General features: G+C 71.6%; 14 protein-coding genes. 3 read left to right on the top strand and 11 right to left on the bottom strand.

What is annotated here, in order from left to right; all coding sequences use genetic code 11:
- Positions 1 to 54: 54 nt before the first annotated feature.
- Entirely contained in the window at positions 55 to 1,257 is a 1,203-nt protein-coding gene (locus OHS71_RS10025) for an XdhC family protein (RefSeq protein WP_328478973.1), read from the top strand.
- On the opposite strand, the gene OHS71_RS10020 is transcribed toward OHS71_RS10025, so the two are convergent.
- From OHS71_RS10020 to OHS71_RS09985, 8 genes are all read right to left on the bottom strand, one after another.
- The gene (locus tag OHS71_RS10020) at positions 1,209 to 2,504 is read right to left on the bottom strand and encodes a lanthionine synthetase LanC family protein (protein WP_328478971.1); all 1,296 of its coding nucleotides are present in this window, start codon (positions 2,502 to 2,504) and stop codon (positions 1,209 to 1,211) included. The genes OHS71_RS10025 and OHS71_RS10020 overlap by 49 nt on opposite strands.
- A gap of 38 nt (positions 2,505 to 2,542) precedes the next feature.
- Positions 2,543 to 2,983, bottom strand: coding sequence for an SRPBCC family protein (locus OHS71_RS10015; protein ID WP_328478969.1), 441 nt, complete (start codon positions 2,981 to 2,983; stop codon positions 2,543 to 2,545).
- Positions 2,984 to 3,071: 88 nt separating this feature from the next.
- Entirely contained in the window at positions 3,072 to 3,860 is a 789-nt protein-coding gene (locus OHS71_RS10010; RefSeq protein WP_328478967.1) for a polysaccharide deacetylase family protein, read from the bottom strand.
- Positions 3,861 to 3,926: 66 nt separating this feature from the next.
- A complete protein-coding gene (locus tag OHS71_RS10005) occupies positions 3,927 to 5,375 on the bottom strand; it encodes a family 43 glycosylhydrolase (RefSeq protein ID WP_328478965.1) in 1,449 nt (482 codons plus the stop codon).
- 65 nt (positions 5,376 to 5,440) lie between these two features.
- Positions 5,441 to 6,931 carry a family 43 glycosylhydrolase gene (locus tag OHS71_RS10000; RefSeq protein ID WP_328478963.1) on the bottom strand — a complete coding sequence of 497 codons (1,491 nt, stop codon included), beginning with the start codon at positions 6,929 to 6,931 and terminating at the stop codon, positions 5,441 to 5,443.
- Between the two features lie 274 nt (positions 6,932 to 7,205).
- Complete coding sequence (gene katG, locus OHS71_RS09995; RefSeq protein WP_328478961.1) at positions 7,206 to 9,425, bottom strand: catalase/peroxidase HPI; 2,220 nt, start codon at positions 9,423 to 9,425, stop codon at positions 7,206 to 7,208.
- A 92-nt stretch (positions 9,426 to 9,517) separates the two neighbouring features.
- Entirely contained in the window at positions 9,518 to 9,955 is a 438-nt protein-coding gene (locus OHS71_RS09990; RefSeq protein ID WP_328478959.1) for a Fur family transcriptional regulator, read from the bottom strand.
- Between the two features lie 72 nt (positions 9,956 to 10,027).
- Positions 10,028 to 11,293, bottom strand: coding sequence for a cysteine desulfurase-like protein (locus tag OHS71_RS09985; RefSeq protein ID WP_328478957.1), 1,266 nt, complete (start codon positions 11,291 to 11,293; stop codon positions 10,028 to 10,030).
- Between the two features lie 424 nt (positions 11,294 to 11,717).
- On the opposite strand from OHS71_RS09985, the gene OHS71_RS09980 reads away from it, so the two are divergent.
- Positions 11,718 to 12,890, top strand: coding sequence for an SGNH/GDSL hydrolase family protein (locus tag OHS71_RS09980; protein ID WP_328478955.1), 1,173 nt, complete (start codon positions 11,718 to 11,720; stop codon positions 12,888 to 12,890).
- Between the two features lie 22 nt (positions 12,891 to 12,912).
- On the opposite strand, the gene OHS71_RS09975 is transcribed toward OHS71_RS09980, so the two are convergent.
- Both OHS71_RS09975 and OHS71_RS09970 read right to left on the bottom strand, forming a co-directional pair.
- Entirely contained in the window at positions 12,913 to 14,454 is a 1,542-nt protein-coding gene (locus OHS71_RS09975) for a serine/threonine-protein kinase (protein WP_328478953.1), read from the bottom strand.
- Between the two features lie 223 nt (positions 14,455 to 14,677).
- Positions 14,678 to 15,802, bottom strand: a complete 1,125-nt coding sequence (locus OHS71_RS09970; RefSeq protein ID WP_328478951.1) for a magnesium and cobalt transport protein CorA — start codon at positions 15,800 to 15,802, stop codon at positions 14,678 to 14,680.
- A gap of 270 nt (positions 15,803 to 16,072) precedes the next feature.
- Between OHS71_RS09970 and OHS71_RS09965 the strand changes: the two genes are divergently transcribed.
- Positions 16,073 to 17,188: a winged helix DNA-binding domain-containing protein gene (locus OHS71_RS09965; protein WP_328478949.1), complete on the top strand. Its 1,116-nt coding sequence runs from the start codon at positions 16,073 to 16,075 to the stop codon at positions 17,186 to 17,188.
- A gap of 226 nt (positions 17,189 to 17,414) precedes the next feature.
- On the opposite strand, the gene OHS71_RS09960 is transcribed toward OHS71_RS09965, so the two are convergent.
- Positions 17,415 to 18,212 (bottom strand): S1 family peptidase, encoded by a 798-nt coding sequence (locus OHS71_RS09960; RefSeq protein ID WP_328478947.1) that lies wholly within the window; start codon positions 18,210 to 18,212, stop codon positions 17,415 to 17,417.
- Between the last annotated feature and the right edge of the window lie 139 nt (positions 18,213 to 18,351).

Here is an 18,351-nt window from a genome sequence, read left to right as displayed (position 1 = left end):
CGCCCGCCCGCCGACCGCCACCCTCCGCACCACCGCAGTCAAGGAGAACCAGAGATGCTGGACATCGCCGAGGAGCTGAACCGGTGGGTCGGGCAGTGCCGTGACTTCGCCGTCGCCACCGTGGTGGCCGTCGGCGGCAGCGCGCCCCGCCGGCCGGGCGCCGCGCTCGCCGTCGACGCCGACGGCACGGCGATCGGCTCGGTCTCCGGCGGTTGTGTGGAGGGCGCGGTGTACGAGCTGTGCCGGCAGACACTGGAGGACGGGGAGTCCGTCCTCCAGCGTTTCGGCTACAACGACGACGACGCCTTCGCCGTGGGGCTCACCTGCGGCGGGGTCATCGACATACTCGTCACCCCGGTGCGGGCCGGCGACCGCGTCCGCCCGGTGGTCGCGGCCGGTCTCGAGGCCGCCGCCTCCGGCCGGGCGGCGGCGCTGGCGAGGATCGTGGCGGGCCCGGCGGACCTCGTCGGCCGCGCGCTGCTCGTGCGCCGCCCCACCGACGGCCCCACCGACGGCCACGACGACGACGGCGGCGGCGACGGCGGCGAGGCGTACGAGGGCGGCTTCGGCGCCCATCCGGAGCTGGACCGCACGGTCGCGGCCGAGGCCGGCGCCTTCCTCGACGCCGGACGCACCGGCACCCTGGAGATCGGCGAGCAGGGCTCGCGCTGCGGGGCGCCGCTCACGGTTCTGGTCGAGTCGTCCGTCCCTCCGCCCCGGATGATCGTGTTCGGCGCGATCGACTTCGCGTCGGCGCTGGTGCGGGTCGGCAAGTTCCTGGGCTACGAGGTGACGGTGTGCGACGCCCGTCCCGTCTTCGCCACCCGGGCCCGTTTCCCGGAGGCCGACGAGATCGTGGTCGCGTGGCCGCACGAGTACCTGGAGCGCACGGACGTGGACGCCCGGACCGTCCTGTGCGTCCTCACCCACGACGCCAAGTTCGACGTGCCCCTGCTGCGGCTGGCGTTGCGGCTGCCGGTCGCCTACGTCGGCGCGATGGGCTCCCGGCGCACCCATCTCGACCGCAACGCCCGCCTGCGTGAGGTGGGCGTGAGCGAACTGGAGCTGGCCCGGCTGCGGTCCCCCATCGGACTCGACCTGGGCGCCCGTACGCCCGAGGAGACGGCGCTGTCGATCGCCGCGGAGATCGTCGCCGACCGGCGCGGCGGCAGCGGGGTCTCATTGGCCGGAGCACACACGCCCATCCATCACGACGTGACCTCGGTACCGACGGGCCGGATCGGCTCGGTGGCCTGAGCCGCCGTCCCGCGCACGGCCGGCTGGTCCGGCCAGGCGAACGCGTAGCGCGGGTCGCCGCCCCTGCTCAGCCTGACATGACGCAGCAGTTCGCGTGCGATGCCCGCGTTGCCCATCGCCCAGCCGGTCTGCGGTTCGAGGCCGCCCGGGGTCGCCCGGTGGTCGACGTTGGACCAGCGCGCGCCGGCGGCGTCCCGGGTGGCGTGCGAGGCGAGGTCCGCCACGAGCGTCCCTGCGAAGCCGGGGGAGTCGCCCTGCTCGGCGATCCGGTCGCAGGCCAGCGCCAGCACCCCCGCCGTCCCGCAGCAGCGGCCGTTGTTGTCCCAGAACCCGGGGCGCAGCCGGCCGGGCAGACCGGAGCGGGTCACGGTGTGCCAGCAGCGGTCGGCGAGCTCCTGCCAGGAGGGCTCGCCGAGCACGTCCCGCAGGAGCCGGAAGACCTGGGCGTCGCCGGCCGGGCCGTGACACCAGCCGTAGCTGAACCGCTCGACCACGTCGGGCCGGTGGGGCGGGTCGGAGTGCGGCACCAGGAAGCCGTCCGGGCCGTCCTCGTCGCGGGCGACGACGTCCGCCACGGCGGCCCGCGCGAGGTCCACCAGATCTCCCCGGCCGGTGGCGGAACCGACGGCGGCAAGGGCGTACGCGATGCCCAGCGTGCCGTGCGAGAGATGGTGCAGCCGGGCGGGCGCGCCGAGCCGGAACTCCCAGGTGACGCCGCCCCGTCCGGTGGTCTCGGCGGTCCTGAGGTACGGCTCCAGCGCCCGGACGGCGAGGCCGGGTTCGCCGGCCGCCAGCGCGCCGAGGCCGATGCCCGCGTTGCCGCCCATCAGCTCGAACAACTCGCCCCAGCGTGTTCCGTCGAAGCGCGACCGCACCCGCTCAAGGGCCCGGTCCGCGGCGGCGCCGGCGGCCTCGTCGCCGAGTTCGCGGTGGACGGTCCGCAGTACCAGGGCGATGCCGGTCAGCCCGAAGTAGAGCGAGTCGTCGGGGTGTTCGTCGACGGCGTCCGCGAGGCTGCGGGCGGCGCGCAGGGCGGTGTCGCCGTGGGCGTCGTCGCCGAAGTGCCGCCAGGCCTCCAGCAGCGCGGGTACGATCCCGGCCGTCCCGTTGTAGAACATCGGATCGACGTCGTCGTCCGAGGGGCCGACGGGCCAGCCGAGACCGCCGCCCGCGGTGTCCCGCGCCGTGCCCCGCATCCAGCGCAGGGCGTCCACGGCGAGTTCCTCGGCCTCGTCAGCTGTCGTCATGGGCCCACTCTCACACGGTGGTCACCGCCCTCGCACCGTCATTGTCCGCGGAGCAGCCGGTTCACCGCGCGCCCGAACACCGCGCGGGCCGCGGCCCCGAGGAGCGGGTCGAAGAGGGACGGCAGGAAGCGCACCCGTACCTCCTCGCGCCAGACCACCCGGGCCCGCCCGCCGGGGCCCGGACCGACCTCGATCCGGGCCCAGCCCCTCACCACCCGGCCGCGTTTGTCCAGCCGGCAGCGGCCCGGCTCGTCCTGGGCGGGCGGCTGCCACTCGGTCACCTCCATCCGGTCGTCGAAGGCGAGCGGGCCGAGGCCCGTACGGGCCACGATGACCGTGCCCTCCCGGGTGGGTCCGGGAGGGAGCGCGCTGACGCGGGTGAGCGGTACCGCGTCGCCGTGCCGGGACCACTCCGTCAGACGGCGCCAGGCCTCGTCCGGGGAGAGCGGTACCGTGCGTTCGAGCTGGAAGATGACCACTCGGTGATCGTAGGGAGTCGGAGCGGTCCGGCGGCGGATTACCCTCCGGCTCACAGGTTCGGACAGACCTTCGCGGTGTGGTCACCGGTCAGCGGTAGACCTGCCCGGGCACCGCCGTGCCGGGCGCGAGCAGCTGAGGCACCGTCACGAAGACGAAGCCCCGCTCCTTGAGCGCGTCGATGATCCCCGGTACGGCGGGCACGGTCCCGTCGTAGATGTCGTGCAGCAGGATGATGCCGTCCCGGTCGGCCTGCGCGAGCACCCGGCGCCGTATCAGCGTGGAGTCGGTCGTCGTGTAGTCCTTCGCGGTCACCGTCCACAGCACCTCGGCGAGGCCCAGCTCACGGCAGATCTCGTGCACGGTCTCGTCCGTGCGGCCCTGGGGCGGGCGCATCAGCGTGGGGCGCCGGCCGGTGAGGCGCTCTATCTCGTCGTTCGGGCGCCGGAGTTCCTCGCGTATCTCCTCCGGCGTGATCCGGGTGAGGATCTTGTGGTCCCAGGTGTGACTGGCCACCTCGTGCCCCTCGGCAGCCATCCGCCGGACGAGTTCCGGGTAGGTGTCGATGTGCCGCTCGCCCAGCAGGAAGAAGGTCGCCGGGACCTGTCTCTCCTTCAGTATGTCGAGCAGGCGGGCCGAGTTCTCGCTCGGTCCTGCGTCGAAGGTGAGGGCGATGCACTTCGCCGTCCGGCAGTCGACGGGGCCGAAGCGGGCGGCCTGCGTGGTGGCCGCGGGGCGGGCGCGGGCGGTGCTCGGGCGGGTGACGTCGACGCCGCCGCAGCCGGTCAGCGCGACCGCCAGGCAGGTGGCGGCCGCCGAGACGGCGACGGCACGCAACCCGGCCCCCGTTTTCTTCGTCTTCCTGGTCGGAGAAGGCATGCCTGGACTATACATAAGGTGTATACACCTTATGTATAGTCCGGTTCGTCATGCGCTACCCGGCCCTCACTGGGCGTAGAACGTGGCGTCGCCCCGGTCCGTCGCCGTGCTCGGGGTCTGCACGTACAGCAGGTAGTTGTAGTGGCGGACGTAGCGGCCGGCGTTGTTGTACGACTCGTACGACACCCCTGCGGAGTCGGCGAGACCGGCCCGCTTGTAGAAGCTCGCGTCGGACGCGAACGTCGACGTGCCGTCGTTCTTCTCCAGCCACACCTCGAAGTTCTTGTGCCGCAGGTAGTAGCCGGGGAAGTTGGCCGACTCCAGGGAGACCGTGCCGGTGCCCGTGAGACCCGTCACCACCCGGAACTGCGAGTCGGCGAGCGGGCTGACGTTCGCCTCGATGCGGGCGCGGTACTCCCAGTGCCGGACGAACCGGTCCGCGTAGTTGTACGAGGAGAAGCGCTGCGGGGTGACCCCGTCGGCCACCGGGATGCCGAAGTCGGGGGTGCCGTCCGCCTTCCAGTACAGCTTCTGCACGCGGGTACGGCGGTTGGGGTCGTTCAGCGGGTCACCGGTGATGTCCCGGTAGCTGCGGTCGTGGTAGACGAGGATGTCGGACCTGCCGTCCTCGGAGACGGTGAACGAGTTGTGGCCCGGCCCGTACTGCGAGGTCGAGGCGTTCGTGGTGAAGACGGGCTGAGAGCGCTTCGTCCAGGACGCGGGGGCGGTCAGGTCGGCCGTCGCGGAGGCGGTCAGCATCCCCAGGCAGTAGTTGGCGTCGGTCGCGCTCGCCGAGTAGGTCATGAAGACCTTGTCGCCGTGCTGGATCAGCGCGGGCCCCTCGTTGACCTTGTAGCCGACCGTCTCCCAGGACAGCGTCGGCTGCGAGATCTCCGCCGGAGTGCCCTGGATCGTCCAGGGGTTGGCCATCTTGGCGATGAACAGACTGGTGTTGTTGTCCTCGGACGGGTTGCGCTGCGCCCAGGCGAGATAGCGGACCCCGTTCACGACGAACGTGGTGGAGTCCAGCGAGAAGCTCTCCCAGGTGGTCCTGATCTGGCCCTTCTCGGTCCAGGCCGCGGTGAGCGGGTTCGCGCCGGTGCCTTCGAGCACGTACATCCGGATCGCCCAGACGTCACTGGTGGACCCGGCCGCGAAGTACACGTACCACTTGCCGTCGATGAAGTGGATCTCCGGCGCCCAGATGTGGGCGCCCATGACACCGCTGCTGTGCTTGGTCCAGATGGTGACCTCCTGGGCCGTCGACAGCCCCTGGAGGGTGGTGGCCCGGCGCAGCACGATGCGGTCGTACTCGGGGACCGTGGCGGTGAAGTAGTAGTAGCCGTCGGTGTGCTTGTAGATGTGCGGATCGGCGCGCTTCTCCGCGACCGGGTTGGTGTACGTCACCGCGGGGGAGTCCGGCACGGCGGCCTGGGCGGGGGCGCCCACACCGGTGAGGACGGCCGCGAGGGCGACGAGGCCGGCCAGGAGCAGCCGAACGGCGTTGCGTCTCAAGGGAGTTCTCCAGAAGGGGGGAAGGAGGGTCGTCGGGATGTCTGTGCGGGGAGGGGGCCCGGGGCTCAGGTGGTGGGCACCAGGCGCCACTGCTGGCAGGTGTTGCTCAGCCAGGTCCACTGCCGTACGTCGGCGCCGTTCGCGGTACCGCAGTCCGCCACGTCGGCGACCTTGCCGCTGTTCTCGCCCACCAGCCGGACGTAGTCGCCGCTCGCGGTGAAGACGAGCCGGAAACGCTGGCACTTGTTGTTCAGCCAGGACCACTGGCGCAGGTCGGCGCCGTCGGCGGTGGAGCAGTCGGCGGTGTCCATCACCGAGCCGGTGGCCACGTTCACCAGCCGGCTGGTGTCGTCGCCCTGGTCCTCGATCCGCCACTTCTGGTTGGCCCCGCCGGAACAGGTCCACTGGAGGATGTTCGTGCCGTTGGCGGTCGAACCGCCGGACACGTCAAGGCACTTGCCGCTGTTGCGGTTGACCAGGGTGTACGCCGCCGGGGTCGCCGCCGTCTCGCCGGACGGGCCCGGGAGCGTCGTGCCGAGCGCGACGGGAGTGCCGAAGTTCGGCGTGCCGTCGGCGTTCCAGGTGAACTTCTGGGCGCGGGTCGTACGGCCGTTGCCGCAGCCGCCGCTCGCCGAGGAGTTGGCGTGGTAGACGATCCAGTTCTCGGTGCCGTCGGGTGAGGTGAAGAAGCCGTTGTGGCCCGGTCCGTAGACGCCGTCGGCGTCGCTGCGCTGGAAGACGGGCGTCTGCTTCTTGGTCCAGGACGCCGGGTTCAGCGGGTCGCTGCCCGTCAGCTCCAGCAGGCCCAGTTTGTAGTCGGCGGTCTGGCAGTAGCTCGCGGAGAACGTCAGGAACGTACGGCCGTCGTGATACAGCGGTTCGGGTCCCTCGTTGACCGGCGCGCCCGAGGTCTCCCAGCTCAGCGTGGGGCTGGAGATCACCGTGAACGTGCCGGCGGCCAGCGTGTACGGGTTGCTCATCGGCGCGATGACGAGACTCTGCTTGCTGCCGTTCACGGAACCGCTCCCGACGAGGAACAGCTTTCCGTTCGCCTGGAGCACGCTCGCGTCGATCAGCCAGCCGCCCGGATCGAGGTTGGAGCCGGTGAGGGAGCCCTTGTAGGTGTACGGGCCCAGCGGATCGGTGCCGGTGCTCTCCAGCACGTGGGTGCGCTGCGAGTCGCAGCAGGCGGTGCCGCCCTGGCCGGCCGAGTAGTACAGGTACCAGTGGCCGTTGAACCGGTGGAGTTCGGGCGCCCAGATGTTGGTGTTGCGGGTGGAGGTGGTGTCCGACCACACCTGCACGGTGGGCGCGGTGGCGATTCCCGCAAGGGTGGGCGCCTTGCGTATGCCGAGGACGCCTGTGAACGTCGTGGTGATCAGGTAGTAGTTGCCGTCGTAGTACTCCAGCCAGGGGTCCGCGCCCTTGGCCGACTTCAGCGGGTTGGTGTACGGGCGGCCGTCGGCCGCGGACACCGGCTGGGTCGCCGCCACGAGGGCGACGAGAAGGGCCAGCACGCAGACGAGCACGGGTCTGCGGCGGTACTTCCGGGGCATACAGGACCGTCCCTTGTCCGCGAAACTGACTGTCCGGGATTTCGAACATGGTTCGTAACTTCGGCCAGAAGATAGGGGGCCTGCATGTCCTCGTCAATGGTTTCGACAACCCCACCGGCATCAGGAGTCGGCCGGGGCAACAGCCGCCCCGGCCCCGGCGGTGCACGGTGGGGAACGCGCCAGGGCGCCCCGCCCGGCCGCGGTGGACCGGGCGGGGCGCCCTGGAGGTGCTGCTTTTCCGTTCCTCGCGGCCCCCCTGACGGGGAGCGCCGGATCAGATCAGGTCGAACCGGTCGAGGTTGGAGACCTTGACCCACGCCGCGACGAAGTCGTGCACGAACTTCTCCTTCGCGTCGTCGCTCGCGTAGACCTCGGCGAGCGCGCGCAGTTCGGAGTTCGAGCCGAAGACGAGGTCGGCGCGGGTGCCGGTCCACTTGACCTCGCCCGTGGCGGCGTCACGGCCCTCGAACGTGGCCTGGTCCTCGGAGGTCGACGACCAGGTCGTGCCCAGGTCGAGCAGGTTGACGAAGAAGTCGTTCGTCAGCTTGCCCGGGGCGTCGGTGAACACACCGTGCGAGGACTGGGCGTGGTTGGCGCCCAGCACGCGCAGCCCACCGACGAGGACCGTCAGCTCGGGGGCGCTCAGGGTCAGCAGGTTCGCCTTGTCGACCAGCAGGAACTCGGCCGGCAGGCGGTTGCCCTTGCCGAGGTAGTTGCGGAACCCGTCGGCCGTCGGCTCGAGCGCGGCGAACGACTCGACGTCCGTCTGCTCCTGCGAGGCGTCCACCCGGCCCGGCGTGAACGGCACCTCGACGTCGTGACCGGCGTCCTTGGCGGCCTTCTCCACGGCGGCGGCGCCACCGAGCACGATCAGGTCGGCCAGCGAGACCTTCTTCGCGCCGGTGTTGAACTCCGCCTGGATTCCCTCGAGGACGCGCAGCACCTGGGCCAGCTCGTCCGGGTTGTTGACCTCCCAGCCGCGCTGCGGTTCCAGGCGGATGCGGGCGCCGTTGGCGCCGCCGCGCTTGTCGCTGCCGCGGAAGGTGGAGGCCGACGCCCAGGCGGTGGACACCAGCTGAGAGACGCTCAGCCCGGAGGCGAGCAGCTTGGCCTTGAGGGCCGCGATGTCCTCGGCGCCGATGGTCTCGCCCTCGGCCTGCGGCAGCGGGTCCTGCCACAGCAGGGTCTCCGCCGGGACCTCCGGGCCGAGGTACAGGGACTTCGGGCCCAGGTCGCGGTGGGTCAGCTTGTACCAGGCGCGGGAGAAGGCGTCCGCGAACTCGGCCGGGTTCTCGTGGAAGCGGCGCGAGATCTCACCGTAGATCGGGTCGAAGCGCAGCGCCAGGTCGGTGGTGAGCATCGTCGGGAGCTTCTTCTTCGACGCGTCGTGCGCGTCGGGGATGATCGCCTCGGCGCCCTTGGCCACCCACTGCTTGGCGCCGGCCGGGGACTCCGACAGCTCCCACTCGAAGCCGAAGAGGATGTCGAAGAAGTCGTTGCTCCACTGGGTGGGCTTGCTGGTCCAGGTGACCTCGAGACCACTGGTGATGGCGTCGCCGCCCTTACCGGTGCCGTAGGAGGACTTCCAGCCCAGACCCTGCTGTGCGAGGGCGGCGGCCTCGGGGTCGTCGCCGACGTGGTCCGCCGGACCGGCGCCGTGGGTCTTGCCGAAGGTGTGACCACCGGCGATCAGCGCGACGGTCTCCTCGTCGTTCATCGCCATGCGGCGGAACGTCTCGCGGATGTCGCGGGCCGAGGCCAGCGGGTCCGGGTTGCCGTTGGGGCCCTCGGGGTTGACGTAGATGAGGCCCATCTGGACCGCGCCGAGCGGGTTCTCCAGCTCACGGTCGCCGGTGTAGCGCTGGTCGTCGAGCCAGGTGGTCTCCGGGCCCCAGTACACGTCCTCGTCGGCCTCCCACACGTCCGCGCGGCCGCCGCCGAAGCCGAAGGTCTCGAAGCCCATCGTCTCCAGCGCGACGTTGCCCGTGAGGATCATGAGGTCGGCCCAGGAGATGGACTGGCCGTACTTCTTCTTGACCGGCCACAGCAGACGGCGGGCCTTGTCGAGGTTGGCGTTGTCCGGCCAGCTGTTCAGCGGCGCGAAACGCTGCTGCCCGCGGCCACCGCCGCCGCGGCCGTCGCTGATGCGGTAGGTGCCGGCGCTGTGCCAGGCCATGCGGACCATCAGCGGGCCGTAGTTGCCGAAGTCGGCGGGCCACCAGTCCTGCGAGGTGGTCAGCACCTCGGCGATGTCCTGCTTCACGGCCGCCAGGTCGAGGGCCTCGAACGCCGCGGCGTAGTCGAACTCCCCACCGAGCGGGTTCGCCACGACGGGGTCCTTGGCGAGGATCTTCAGGTTGAGCCGCTCCGGCCACCACTGGCGGTTTCCGCCGCCCTGGGTCGGGTGCGCGGCGCGACCACCGTGGGCGACCGGGCAGCCGCCCGCCTCCGCCGCCTTCGGCTCGGTCACGATCGCATCATGGTTCTCGGTCATGGGGGAATCCTTCTGGTGGTCGGATCACGTGCTCACGTACCGCGGGTCTCGGGAAGCGCGGTACCACTGCGGGTGCTCAGGTGCTCAGGTGCTCAGGTGCTGCGAGCGGTGGAACAGTCGGGGCACAGGCCCCAGTAGATGACCTCGGCCTCGTCTATGGCGAAACCGCGGTCGTCGGAGGCGGTCAGACAGGGGGCGTGACCCACGGCGCAGTCGACGTCCACGACGGCGCCGCACGACCGGCAGACGAGGTGGTGATGGTTGTCCCCCACGCGGCCCTCGAACCGGGCCGGGCTGCCCGGGGGCTCGAGGCGGCGCACCAGGCCCGCGGTGGTCAGCGCGTGCAGGGCGTCGTACACGGCCTGGAGGGAGATGTGACCCACGCGGTCACGGACTCCCGAGGCGAGCGCCTCGACGCCCAGATGGTCGCCCTCGCGGACGGACTCGAGCAGCGCGACACGGGCTGCCGTCACCCGCAGGCCGGCACCGCGCAGCTCGTCGGCGGTGGTCGGTGTACGGGGTGCTGTCATGCCGCCGAACCTACTGCATAAACATGAACGATTCAAGAAAACGAACGGTGCAAGTCTGGGAAACGCGGCATGTCAGAGAAACGAGGTCAGCCCGTCGAGGAGCCTGTCGACGTCCACGAAATCGTTGTAGGGCGCCAGCCCCACCCGCAGCGCCGGATCGTCCAGCTTCAGCGCGGTGAAGGCCTCGTAGGCGTAGAACGAGCCGGCCGGCGCCACAACACCCCGCGCCGCCAGGTGCGCCTGTGCCTCGCGTGCGTCCCGGCCCTCGAAACTCATCAGGACGGTCGGGGTGCGGTCCCGCGCCCTCGAATGGACGGTGACCGCGTCGCCCAGCGCGCGCAGCCCCTCCTCCACCCTGGCGCGGACCGCGTTCTCGTGGTCGTGCAGGGACCGCAGCGAGCGCGCGAGCCGCTCCCTGCGCGACGCTGCCGTCCCCGGCGAGTCCCCCGCCCGTCCCGCCGCGGTCGCCTCGGTCGTGCCCGTCGCCTCCATCGTGCCCGTCGCGTCGAGCCCGGCCAGGAAGTCCACGGCGGCGGTGGCGCCCGCCAGGATCTCGTAGGGCAGCGTCCCGAACTCGAAGCGTTCCGGCACCGTGTCCGGCGACGGCAGCAGCTTGTCCGGTACGAGGGTCTCCAGGAACCCGGGCGATCCGGCGAGCACACCGCAGTGCGGACCGAGGAACTTGTACGGCGAGCAGACGAACAGGTCGGCCCCCAGCGCGGGGACGTCCACCAGGTGATGGGCGGCGTAGTGCACGCCGTCCACGAACACCAGGGCGCCCACCTCGTGGGCCCGGTCGGCGATCTCGCGCACGGGCGGCCTGGTGCCCAGCACGTTCGAGGCGGCCGTCACCGCTACCAGCCGCGTCCGCGCCGAGAGCGCCCGCTCGAAGGAGCCGAGGTCGAGTTCCGCGGTCGCCGCGTCGATCTCGATCCAGCGGACGGTGACCCCGGCGCGCCCGGCCGCCTGGATCCAGGGGCGCACATTGGAGTCGTGGTCCAGCCGGCTGAGGACGATCTCGTCACCGGCCCGCCAGCTCCGCGCCAGGGTCCGGGAGAAGTCGTACGTGAGCTGGGTGGCGCTGCGCCCGTGCACGACTCCCCCTTCCGCGACGCCCAGAAAATCGGCGTAGGCGGCCCGGAAGCCGGCGACGGCCTCCTCGGCGTTGCGCTCGGACGCGCTGACCAGGCCCCGGTTGGACAGCGGGGCGGTCAGTGTCCTGGCGACGGCCTCCGCGACCGGAGTGGGCGTCTGTGTCCCACCCGGCCCGTCGAAGAAGGCGAATCCCTGCGCGAGGGAGGGGAACCGGGCCCTGAGGGCGGCGACGTCGATGGCCATGCCCAGACTCTGGCACCCGGGCCCCGGGCCCGACCAGCGAGCCACGAGGTTCGCACCCCGGCGGGACCGCGCGAGACGACACGCGTTCGTCAGGACCTCGACCGTGCGCCGCGGAGACCCAGCCGCGTCCGCACCCGGTGGCCGCCTCTCCGTCGACGCGTGCCGCTCCACGAGCCGGTACGCTCCCGTCCTCCTCCAGGAAGATCGCCGCGTACCCCTCGGGCAGGAGGCCGCGGCGTGCGCGCCCGCCCATGCGCCGCGACACGCGGACGCCGTCGTGGACTGCGGCGACGAATGACGGACAGGGAAATACGACGTACCCGACCTGCTTCTGACACCGACCCGACCCGACCCGAACCGTTCCGACCCGTTCCGAAAGTTCCGCCCGTCCGGCCCTGCCAGGGCCCGTCGAGAGGGTCCCTTCATGCACTCCGTCCTCGATCTCGCGCTCGACTGTGTCGTCGGAGCGCTGGGGAAGACCACCGAACCCACCGAACCCACCGCACCCGGAACGACCGGGCCCACCGGGGTGACTCTGCACCGTTCCCCGGACCGGGGACGTGCGCAGTTGGCCGACAGCGCCTTCGACTTCAGCAGCGCCGTGCCGTCCGGCGTGCGGCTGGAGATGCTCACGGACGCCACCGAGCTCGAGCTGGACGCCCGGCTGAGCGTGGTCCTGCCCCCCGGCATGCCGTCCGCCGACAGCGTCTTCGACCTGGTCGTCGACGGCGAACTGCGGGAACCGGTCCTGGCGAGCGAACAGAGCCTGATCTTCCTCGACCCCGCCACCGGCGACCGGGATGTCCGGCCGGCCGAGCCCGCGACCGTTCGGTTCCGCCTCGGCCCGCGGGCCCGCGAACGGCGCGTGGAGATCTGGCTGCCCGTCAGCCCGGCCTGCGCGCTGCTCGACGTACGGGTGCCCGACGGGGCGTCCCTGCGTCCGGCGCCGGCGAGCGGCCCGCTGTGGGTGCATTACGGCAGCTCGATCAGCCAGTGCGCGGACGCGGGCCGCCCCACCTCCACCTGGCCGGCCCGCGTCGCCCGCTCCGCCGGCCGCTCCCTGGTCAACCTGGGCCTCGGCGGACAGTGCCAGCTCGACCCCTTCATGGCCCGCGCCGTGCGCGACCTGCCCGCGCGCGCGATCAGCCTCGAGCTGGGCATCAACGTCCTGAACGCCGACAGCATGCGGGAACGCGCCTTCGTCCCGGCGTTCCACGGGTTCCTCGACACGATCCGCGACGGACACCCGGACACACCGGTCCTGGTCATCACCCCGATCGTCTGCCCGGCCGCCGAGCGGCGGCCCGGTCCCACGACGGCGGGCCCCGACGCCATGGTCCGCACCGTCGACCGTCCCGCCGACCTCGCGCTCGGCGCGCTCACGCTCACCCGTATCCGCGAGCTGCTGAGCCGGCACGTCGAGCAGCGCCGCGAGAGCGGCGACGAGCGGCTGCGACTCGTCCAGGGAACGACGCTGTTCGGGCCCGACGACGTCGCCGACCTGCCGGACGGCCTGCACCCGAACGCGGCCGGCTGTGCCCGCATGGCCGAGCGCTTCCTGCCCCTGGCGTTCGGCGAGGAGGGCGCGCTCCGGTGAGGCGAACGGGGGCGCCCTCCCGTCAACTGCCGTGCGTGATGCTCACGTTCACGGTCAGGGTGCCCCGGTTGTCCTCGGAGCAGGTCCCGGCGGTGTCGTTCATGCCCAGTTGCAGGGTGCCGTTCCCGGTGGCCTTGAAGGTCAGTTTCCTCCCGACGGTGTGGACGGGGAAGTCCTTGTCGCCGGCCAGGACCGCCAGCAGGGTGCCGAACGGCGCCGAGGGATCGACCTTGCAGTCCTTCGCGCCGTCCAGCAGGGTGTCGGTGTCCGCGTCGTAACCGGCGGGTCCGGTCATGGGCATGTTCCGGTGGTCGGCCGTCCACTCGCCCGAGACGAACCGCACGGTGACCCGGTCCCCGCGCCGGACGGCCGCTCCGGTCACCGGCTGCCAGCCGGTCGCCGACTGGACGACCTGGCTGACGGTCGTCGTCCTCGGCTCCTTCGTGAACGGCGGCACCCCGGTGAGGAACATGCCGCCGCCGACGCCCGCGGCCAGGACCGCCGTACCGGCCGCCGCCCAGCCCAGCCGCTTCCGGCCCGCGGTCCCCTGCGAGGCGGGGTGAGGCGCCGAGTGCACGGTATCCCCGGCCGGACCGGGCCGCTCCCGCCCGCTGGTCACGGTGTCCGCGTCGGCCACCGGCGACGAGGGCCGCGGCACGCGCAGGGTCGCCGACGGCAGTGGTCCGGCGTCCGTCTCCCCGGCCGCGACGCGTCGCAGGGCGGCACGCGCACCGGCCGCCGAGGGGCGCTCGTCCGCGGATTTGCGCAGCAGCGCCTCGACGACGGGCCGCAGCGGCCCGAGTCGCTCCGACAGGACGGGTTCCTCGTACGCCACGGCGTGCAGTGTCGCGGGCGCTCCCGCTCTGCGGAAGGGGGAGTGGCCGCCGCAGACGGTGGCGAGGGTCGCCCCCAGTGACCACAGGTCGGAGGCCGGTCCGGTCTGCGATCCGGTCATCCGCTCGGGTGCCATGAACTCCAGGGAGCCGACCATCTCGCCGGTGGTGGTCAGGAACTCGCCGTCGTCCAGGGCCGCGATGCCGAAGTCGGTGAGGACGGCGCTGCCGTCCCGGCGCAACAGGACGTTGGCGGGTTTGACATCGCGGTGCAGGGTGCCGGCCGCGTGCACGGCCTCCAGCGCGTCGAGCATCTGCTCACCGAGGGCCGCCGTGTGCTGCGGGCTGAGCGGCCCGGCGTGGGCGATCTGATGGGCGAGCGAGGGCCCCTCGACGAGTTCCATGACGATCCACAGCCGGTCCTCCGACTCGACCAGGTCATGGACGCCGACCACGTGCGGGTGCGGCACCCGGGCGACGGCACGCGCCTCACGGACGGCGCGGCGCATCCGTATGCGGTGCTCCTCGTCGTCAAGGGTGAGGATGTGCAGTTCCTTGGCGGCGACCGGGCGGTCCAGCAACTGGTCGTGGGCGTGCCAGACCGTTCCCATGCCTCCCCTGCCGAGGACGTCGTGAAGCAGATACCGGCCGGCGATCAGTCGCTCCGGGCGGCGTTCCGAACGCGTCGCCGTCTGATCGTCGCCGTTTCCCGATACCACGTGCTCTCTCACGGTTCCTTCCCGGAGGGCTGCGTCCTGCCCACCGGCGTCGCTCGCTCGGTCGTCGTTCGCAAGGTGCGCGCGGTGCGCGCGGCCGGATCTGTGCGGCCGGCTCGTGTTCGATCTGTCACTGTTCGTTCGAACGGGGCCGAGCATAGCGGAGCACACCGAGGTCACCCGCCGTCAACTGGGCTGCTCCCCAGCTGCGTTGGGGCGCGGGCTGCGGCGGATTCGGTCAGAGCCAGTCGCGCCGCTTGAAGACGACGTACAAGCCGGTGCAGACGATCGCCATGAGGACGATCGCGAAGGGGTATCCGAACACCCAGTGCAGCTCCGGCATGTGGGTGAAGTTCATGCCGTAGATCGTCCCGACCAGGGTCGGAGCGAACAGGATGGCAGCCCAGGACGAGATCTTCTTGATCTCCTCGTTCTGTTCGAACCCCGCCTCCGCGAGCGCTCGCATCTCCGCGTTCTGCTGCTGGGTGACGAGGGTCGCGTTGACCGTGAGGATCTCGGTGAGGGCCTGGCGGAAGCCGTCGACGCGTTCGCTGGTGTGGGTGACGTGGTCGGCGACGTCGCGCAGGTAGCGCTGGAGTTCGTCGTCCGTGCCGTACTTGGAGAAGCCTGCCATCAGGCCGTGCAGCATGCCGACCAGCGGGCGGGTCGCGCGCTGGAACTCGACCATCTCGCGTGAGAGTTCGTAGATGCGGCGGGAGACGGCGGGGTCGCCGCGGAAGACCTCGGTCTCGATCTCGTCGATGTCGTTCTGCACTCCCGACACGACCGGCGCGTAGCCGTCCACCACCGCGTCCAGGATCGCGTACAGCACCGCCTCCGGCCCCAGCTTGAGCAGCTCGGGACTCTCCTCCATCCGGCGGCGGACCGCCGACAGGTCGGGGGCGGCGCCGTGCCGGACCGTGATGACGAAGTCGGGGCCCACGAAGACGTGCAGCTCGCCGAAGTCGATCTCCTCGGGGGCGTCGAGGTAACGGGCCGCGCGCAGAACGACGAAGAGGGTGTCGCCGTAGCGTTCCAGCTTCGGGCGCTGGTGCGCTTCCTTCGCGTCCTCGACGGCGAGCGGATGCAGGTCGAACTCGGCTGCCAGGGAGTGGAGTTCGTCCTCGGTGGGGCGGGCCAGGCCGATCCAGGCCATGCCCGACGGCTGCTCGTGCAGCGCCCGGTACGTCTCCGAGAGCGTGGCGGGGGCGAGGACGCGCACGCCGTCGCGGTACAGGACGGCCTGCACGATGCCGGCGCTCTTGGGCTGCCCCGCGACCGGCGGGGCCGGAGGGCGGGACGGCCGCGGCGGAGGTGCGGCCGGGGTGCGGCGCCAGCCGGGCTTCCTGGGACGCTCGGGCATCGCGGCTGCCTCCCGGTCGGGCCTGTCCTCGTCTGTAGACTGTCACGTAGCAGGATATAGGGGGCATACGGTGTGGGGGCGGGGAGACGGCCGGGGGCGACAGGGGAGGGCGCCCGTGCAAGGGCCCGCCGTAGCCGAGCGGCCCGCGTAGCCGAGCGGCCGGGGAGCGAGCCGGCCCGGGGAGCGAGTCGGCCCGGGGAGCGAGTCGGCCCGGACCCAGGTGTGCGTTGCGGACCGGAGGTGTCCGCAAGTCCGGCTAGCTTGCCGTACATGACGAAGACGACGCACCCGGCGGCTCCCGTGCTCGACGCCCGTGCCCTCAACCGCGCCACTCTCGAGCGGCAGCTGCTGCTGCGGCCCTCGTCGCTGTCGGCCAAGGCCGCCGTGGAGCACCTGCTCGGGCTCCAGGCGCAGAACGTCAAGCCGCCGTACCACGCGCTCGCCGCCCGTCTCGAAGGCTTCGTCCCGCAGGACCTGTCGACTCTGATGGCCGATCGCGACGTCGTCCGCATCGTCAGCATGCGTTCCACCATCCACACCCACACCGCCGACGACTGCCTGACGCTCCGGCCGTTCGTCCAGCCGGCCCGTGACCGGGAGCTGACGTACTTCCGCAAGGGGCTCACCGGTGTGGACCTCGACCGGCTCGCCGCCCTCGCCCGCGACCTGGTCGAGGCCGGGCCGCGGACCATGAAGCAGCTGCGGGAGGCCCTCTCGGTCCAGTGGCCGCAGGCCGACCCGCAGTCGCTCGCGGTCGCCGCCCGCTGCCGGCTGCCCCTGGTGCAGGTCACCCCGCGCGGGCTCTGGGGCCGGAGCGGGCAGGTCGCGCTCACCACCGCCGAGCACTGGCTGGGCCGCCCCGCGGAGCCGGCCCCGACGCCGGACTCCGTGGTCCTGCGCTATCTGGCCTCGTTCGGTCCGGCCTCCGTCAAAGACATGCAGACGTGGGCCGGGCTGACCCGGCTGCGCGAGGCCTTCGAACGGCTGCGCCCGCAGCTCCTCACCTTCCGTGACGAGCACGGCGTCGAGATCTTCGACCTGCCCGACGCCCCGCGCCCCGATCCCCTGACTCCGGCCCCGCCCCGTTTCCTCCCCGAGTTCGACAACCTGCTGCTGTCCCATGCCGACCGCACCCGGGTCGTGCCGTCCGCGTACTGGGGCCGGGCCTGGCAGGGCAACCAGGCGTACTGCACCCTCCTCGTCGACGGTTTCCTGGCCGGCCTGTGGAGGCTGGAGCAGGACGCCCTGGTCGTCGAGCCGTTCGGCACCCTCACCAAGGCCCAGCGGGAGGACGTGATGACGGAGGGCGAGCGGATGCTCGCCGCCCTGTACCCCGGCGTGCCCTACGACATCCGGTTCGGCACGGTCGTACGCCCACGGGCATGACCACCGGCGGACCGCAGGGCCCCGAGACCGCAGGAGCGGAAGCGGTGCAAGCGCGAGGAACGGACCGCGAGGCCCGGGGAGCGGAAGGAAAAAGCACGGAAGCCCTCACCGGTGACCGGTGAGGGTGTGGACAGGGGGCGCTGCGGGCCGCTCGTGGAGGCTCGCAGCGCCCCCTGGTCGTTCCCTGAGCGTTGCTCAGGAGCTCTCGGGGGCCGTCAGGCGGTGACTACGAGTTGACCTGCGTCGTCACCAGGCTGGAGAAGGTGGTCAGCCGGGTGTACACACCCGGGTAACCGGCCTCCGCGCAGCCCTCGCCCCAAGAAGTGATCCCTGCCAGGACGCCCCCGATGAGCAGGGGACCGCCGCTGTCGCCCTGGCAGGTGTCTACGCCGCCGGATGTGTATCCGGCGCAAACCATGTCGGTCGCGACGAAGTCGGAACCGTAGGAGCTCTTGCAGCTGGAGTCGGACACGATCGGGACGGTCGCGGTCCGCAGCTGGTTGGAGGAGCTGCCGTTCTCCGAGGTGGTGCCCCAGCCGATGATGCGGGCGGTGGTGCCGGTCGCGTACACGCCGGTCTGGGACGAGGAGACGTACGACGCCGTGGTGTACGGCATCGACGTCGACAGGGTCAGGACGGCCACGTCGTCGCCGTTGGTGGCGTCCGTGTAGCCCGGGTTGATCCAGATCTTGCTGACCCGGCTGACCGTGCCGTTGGTGCCGTTGAGGTAGGTGCGCCCACCGACGACACGCACACTGCTCGTGGTCTCGCCGACCATGCAGTGGGCCGCCGTGACCACCTTGGTCGCCGAGACGAGGGTGCCGCCGCAGAACTGGTTCTGGGAGGCGTCCGTGATCTGCATCATGAACGGGTAGGTCGTGGTCGTGGTCGTCGTGCCGCCGACGATGGGCTGCGGGGCTGCGACAGCGGTGGGGGCGCTGAGCAGTGCGGTCGCCGTCGCCGTCGCCGCCGCCGTCGCCGCGAGGACGGCGGCGGTCTTCTTGAACCGGTTGAGCCCGAACATGGATCTCCTCGGTGGGGGGTTGCCGGTGGGGGGTTCGCGCGGGTGTGGGGGGTTGCACGGGGGTCGCGGGACCGACCCCCGTGTGCCCGGGCGAGCGGCACGTCCCTTAAGCTAGGACCCGGCGCCCGTTTCCCCCAAT

Origin of the sequence: Streptomyces sp. NBC_00377 (genome assembly GCF_036075115.1) — a bacterium.
GTDB lineage: Bacteria > Actinomycetota > Actinomycetes > Streptomycetales > Streptomycetaceae > Streptomyces.
The sequence above is the reverse complement of the archived record's forward strand: the minus strand, read 5'-3'. Positions and strand labels throughout refer to the sequence as shown.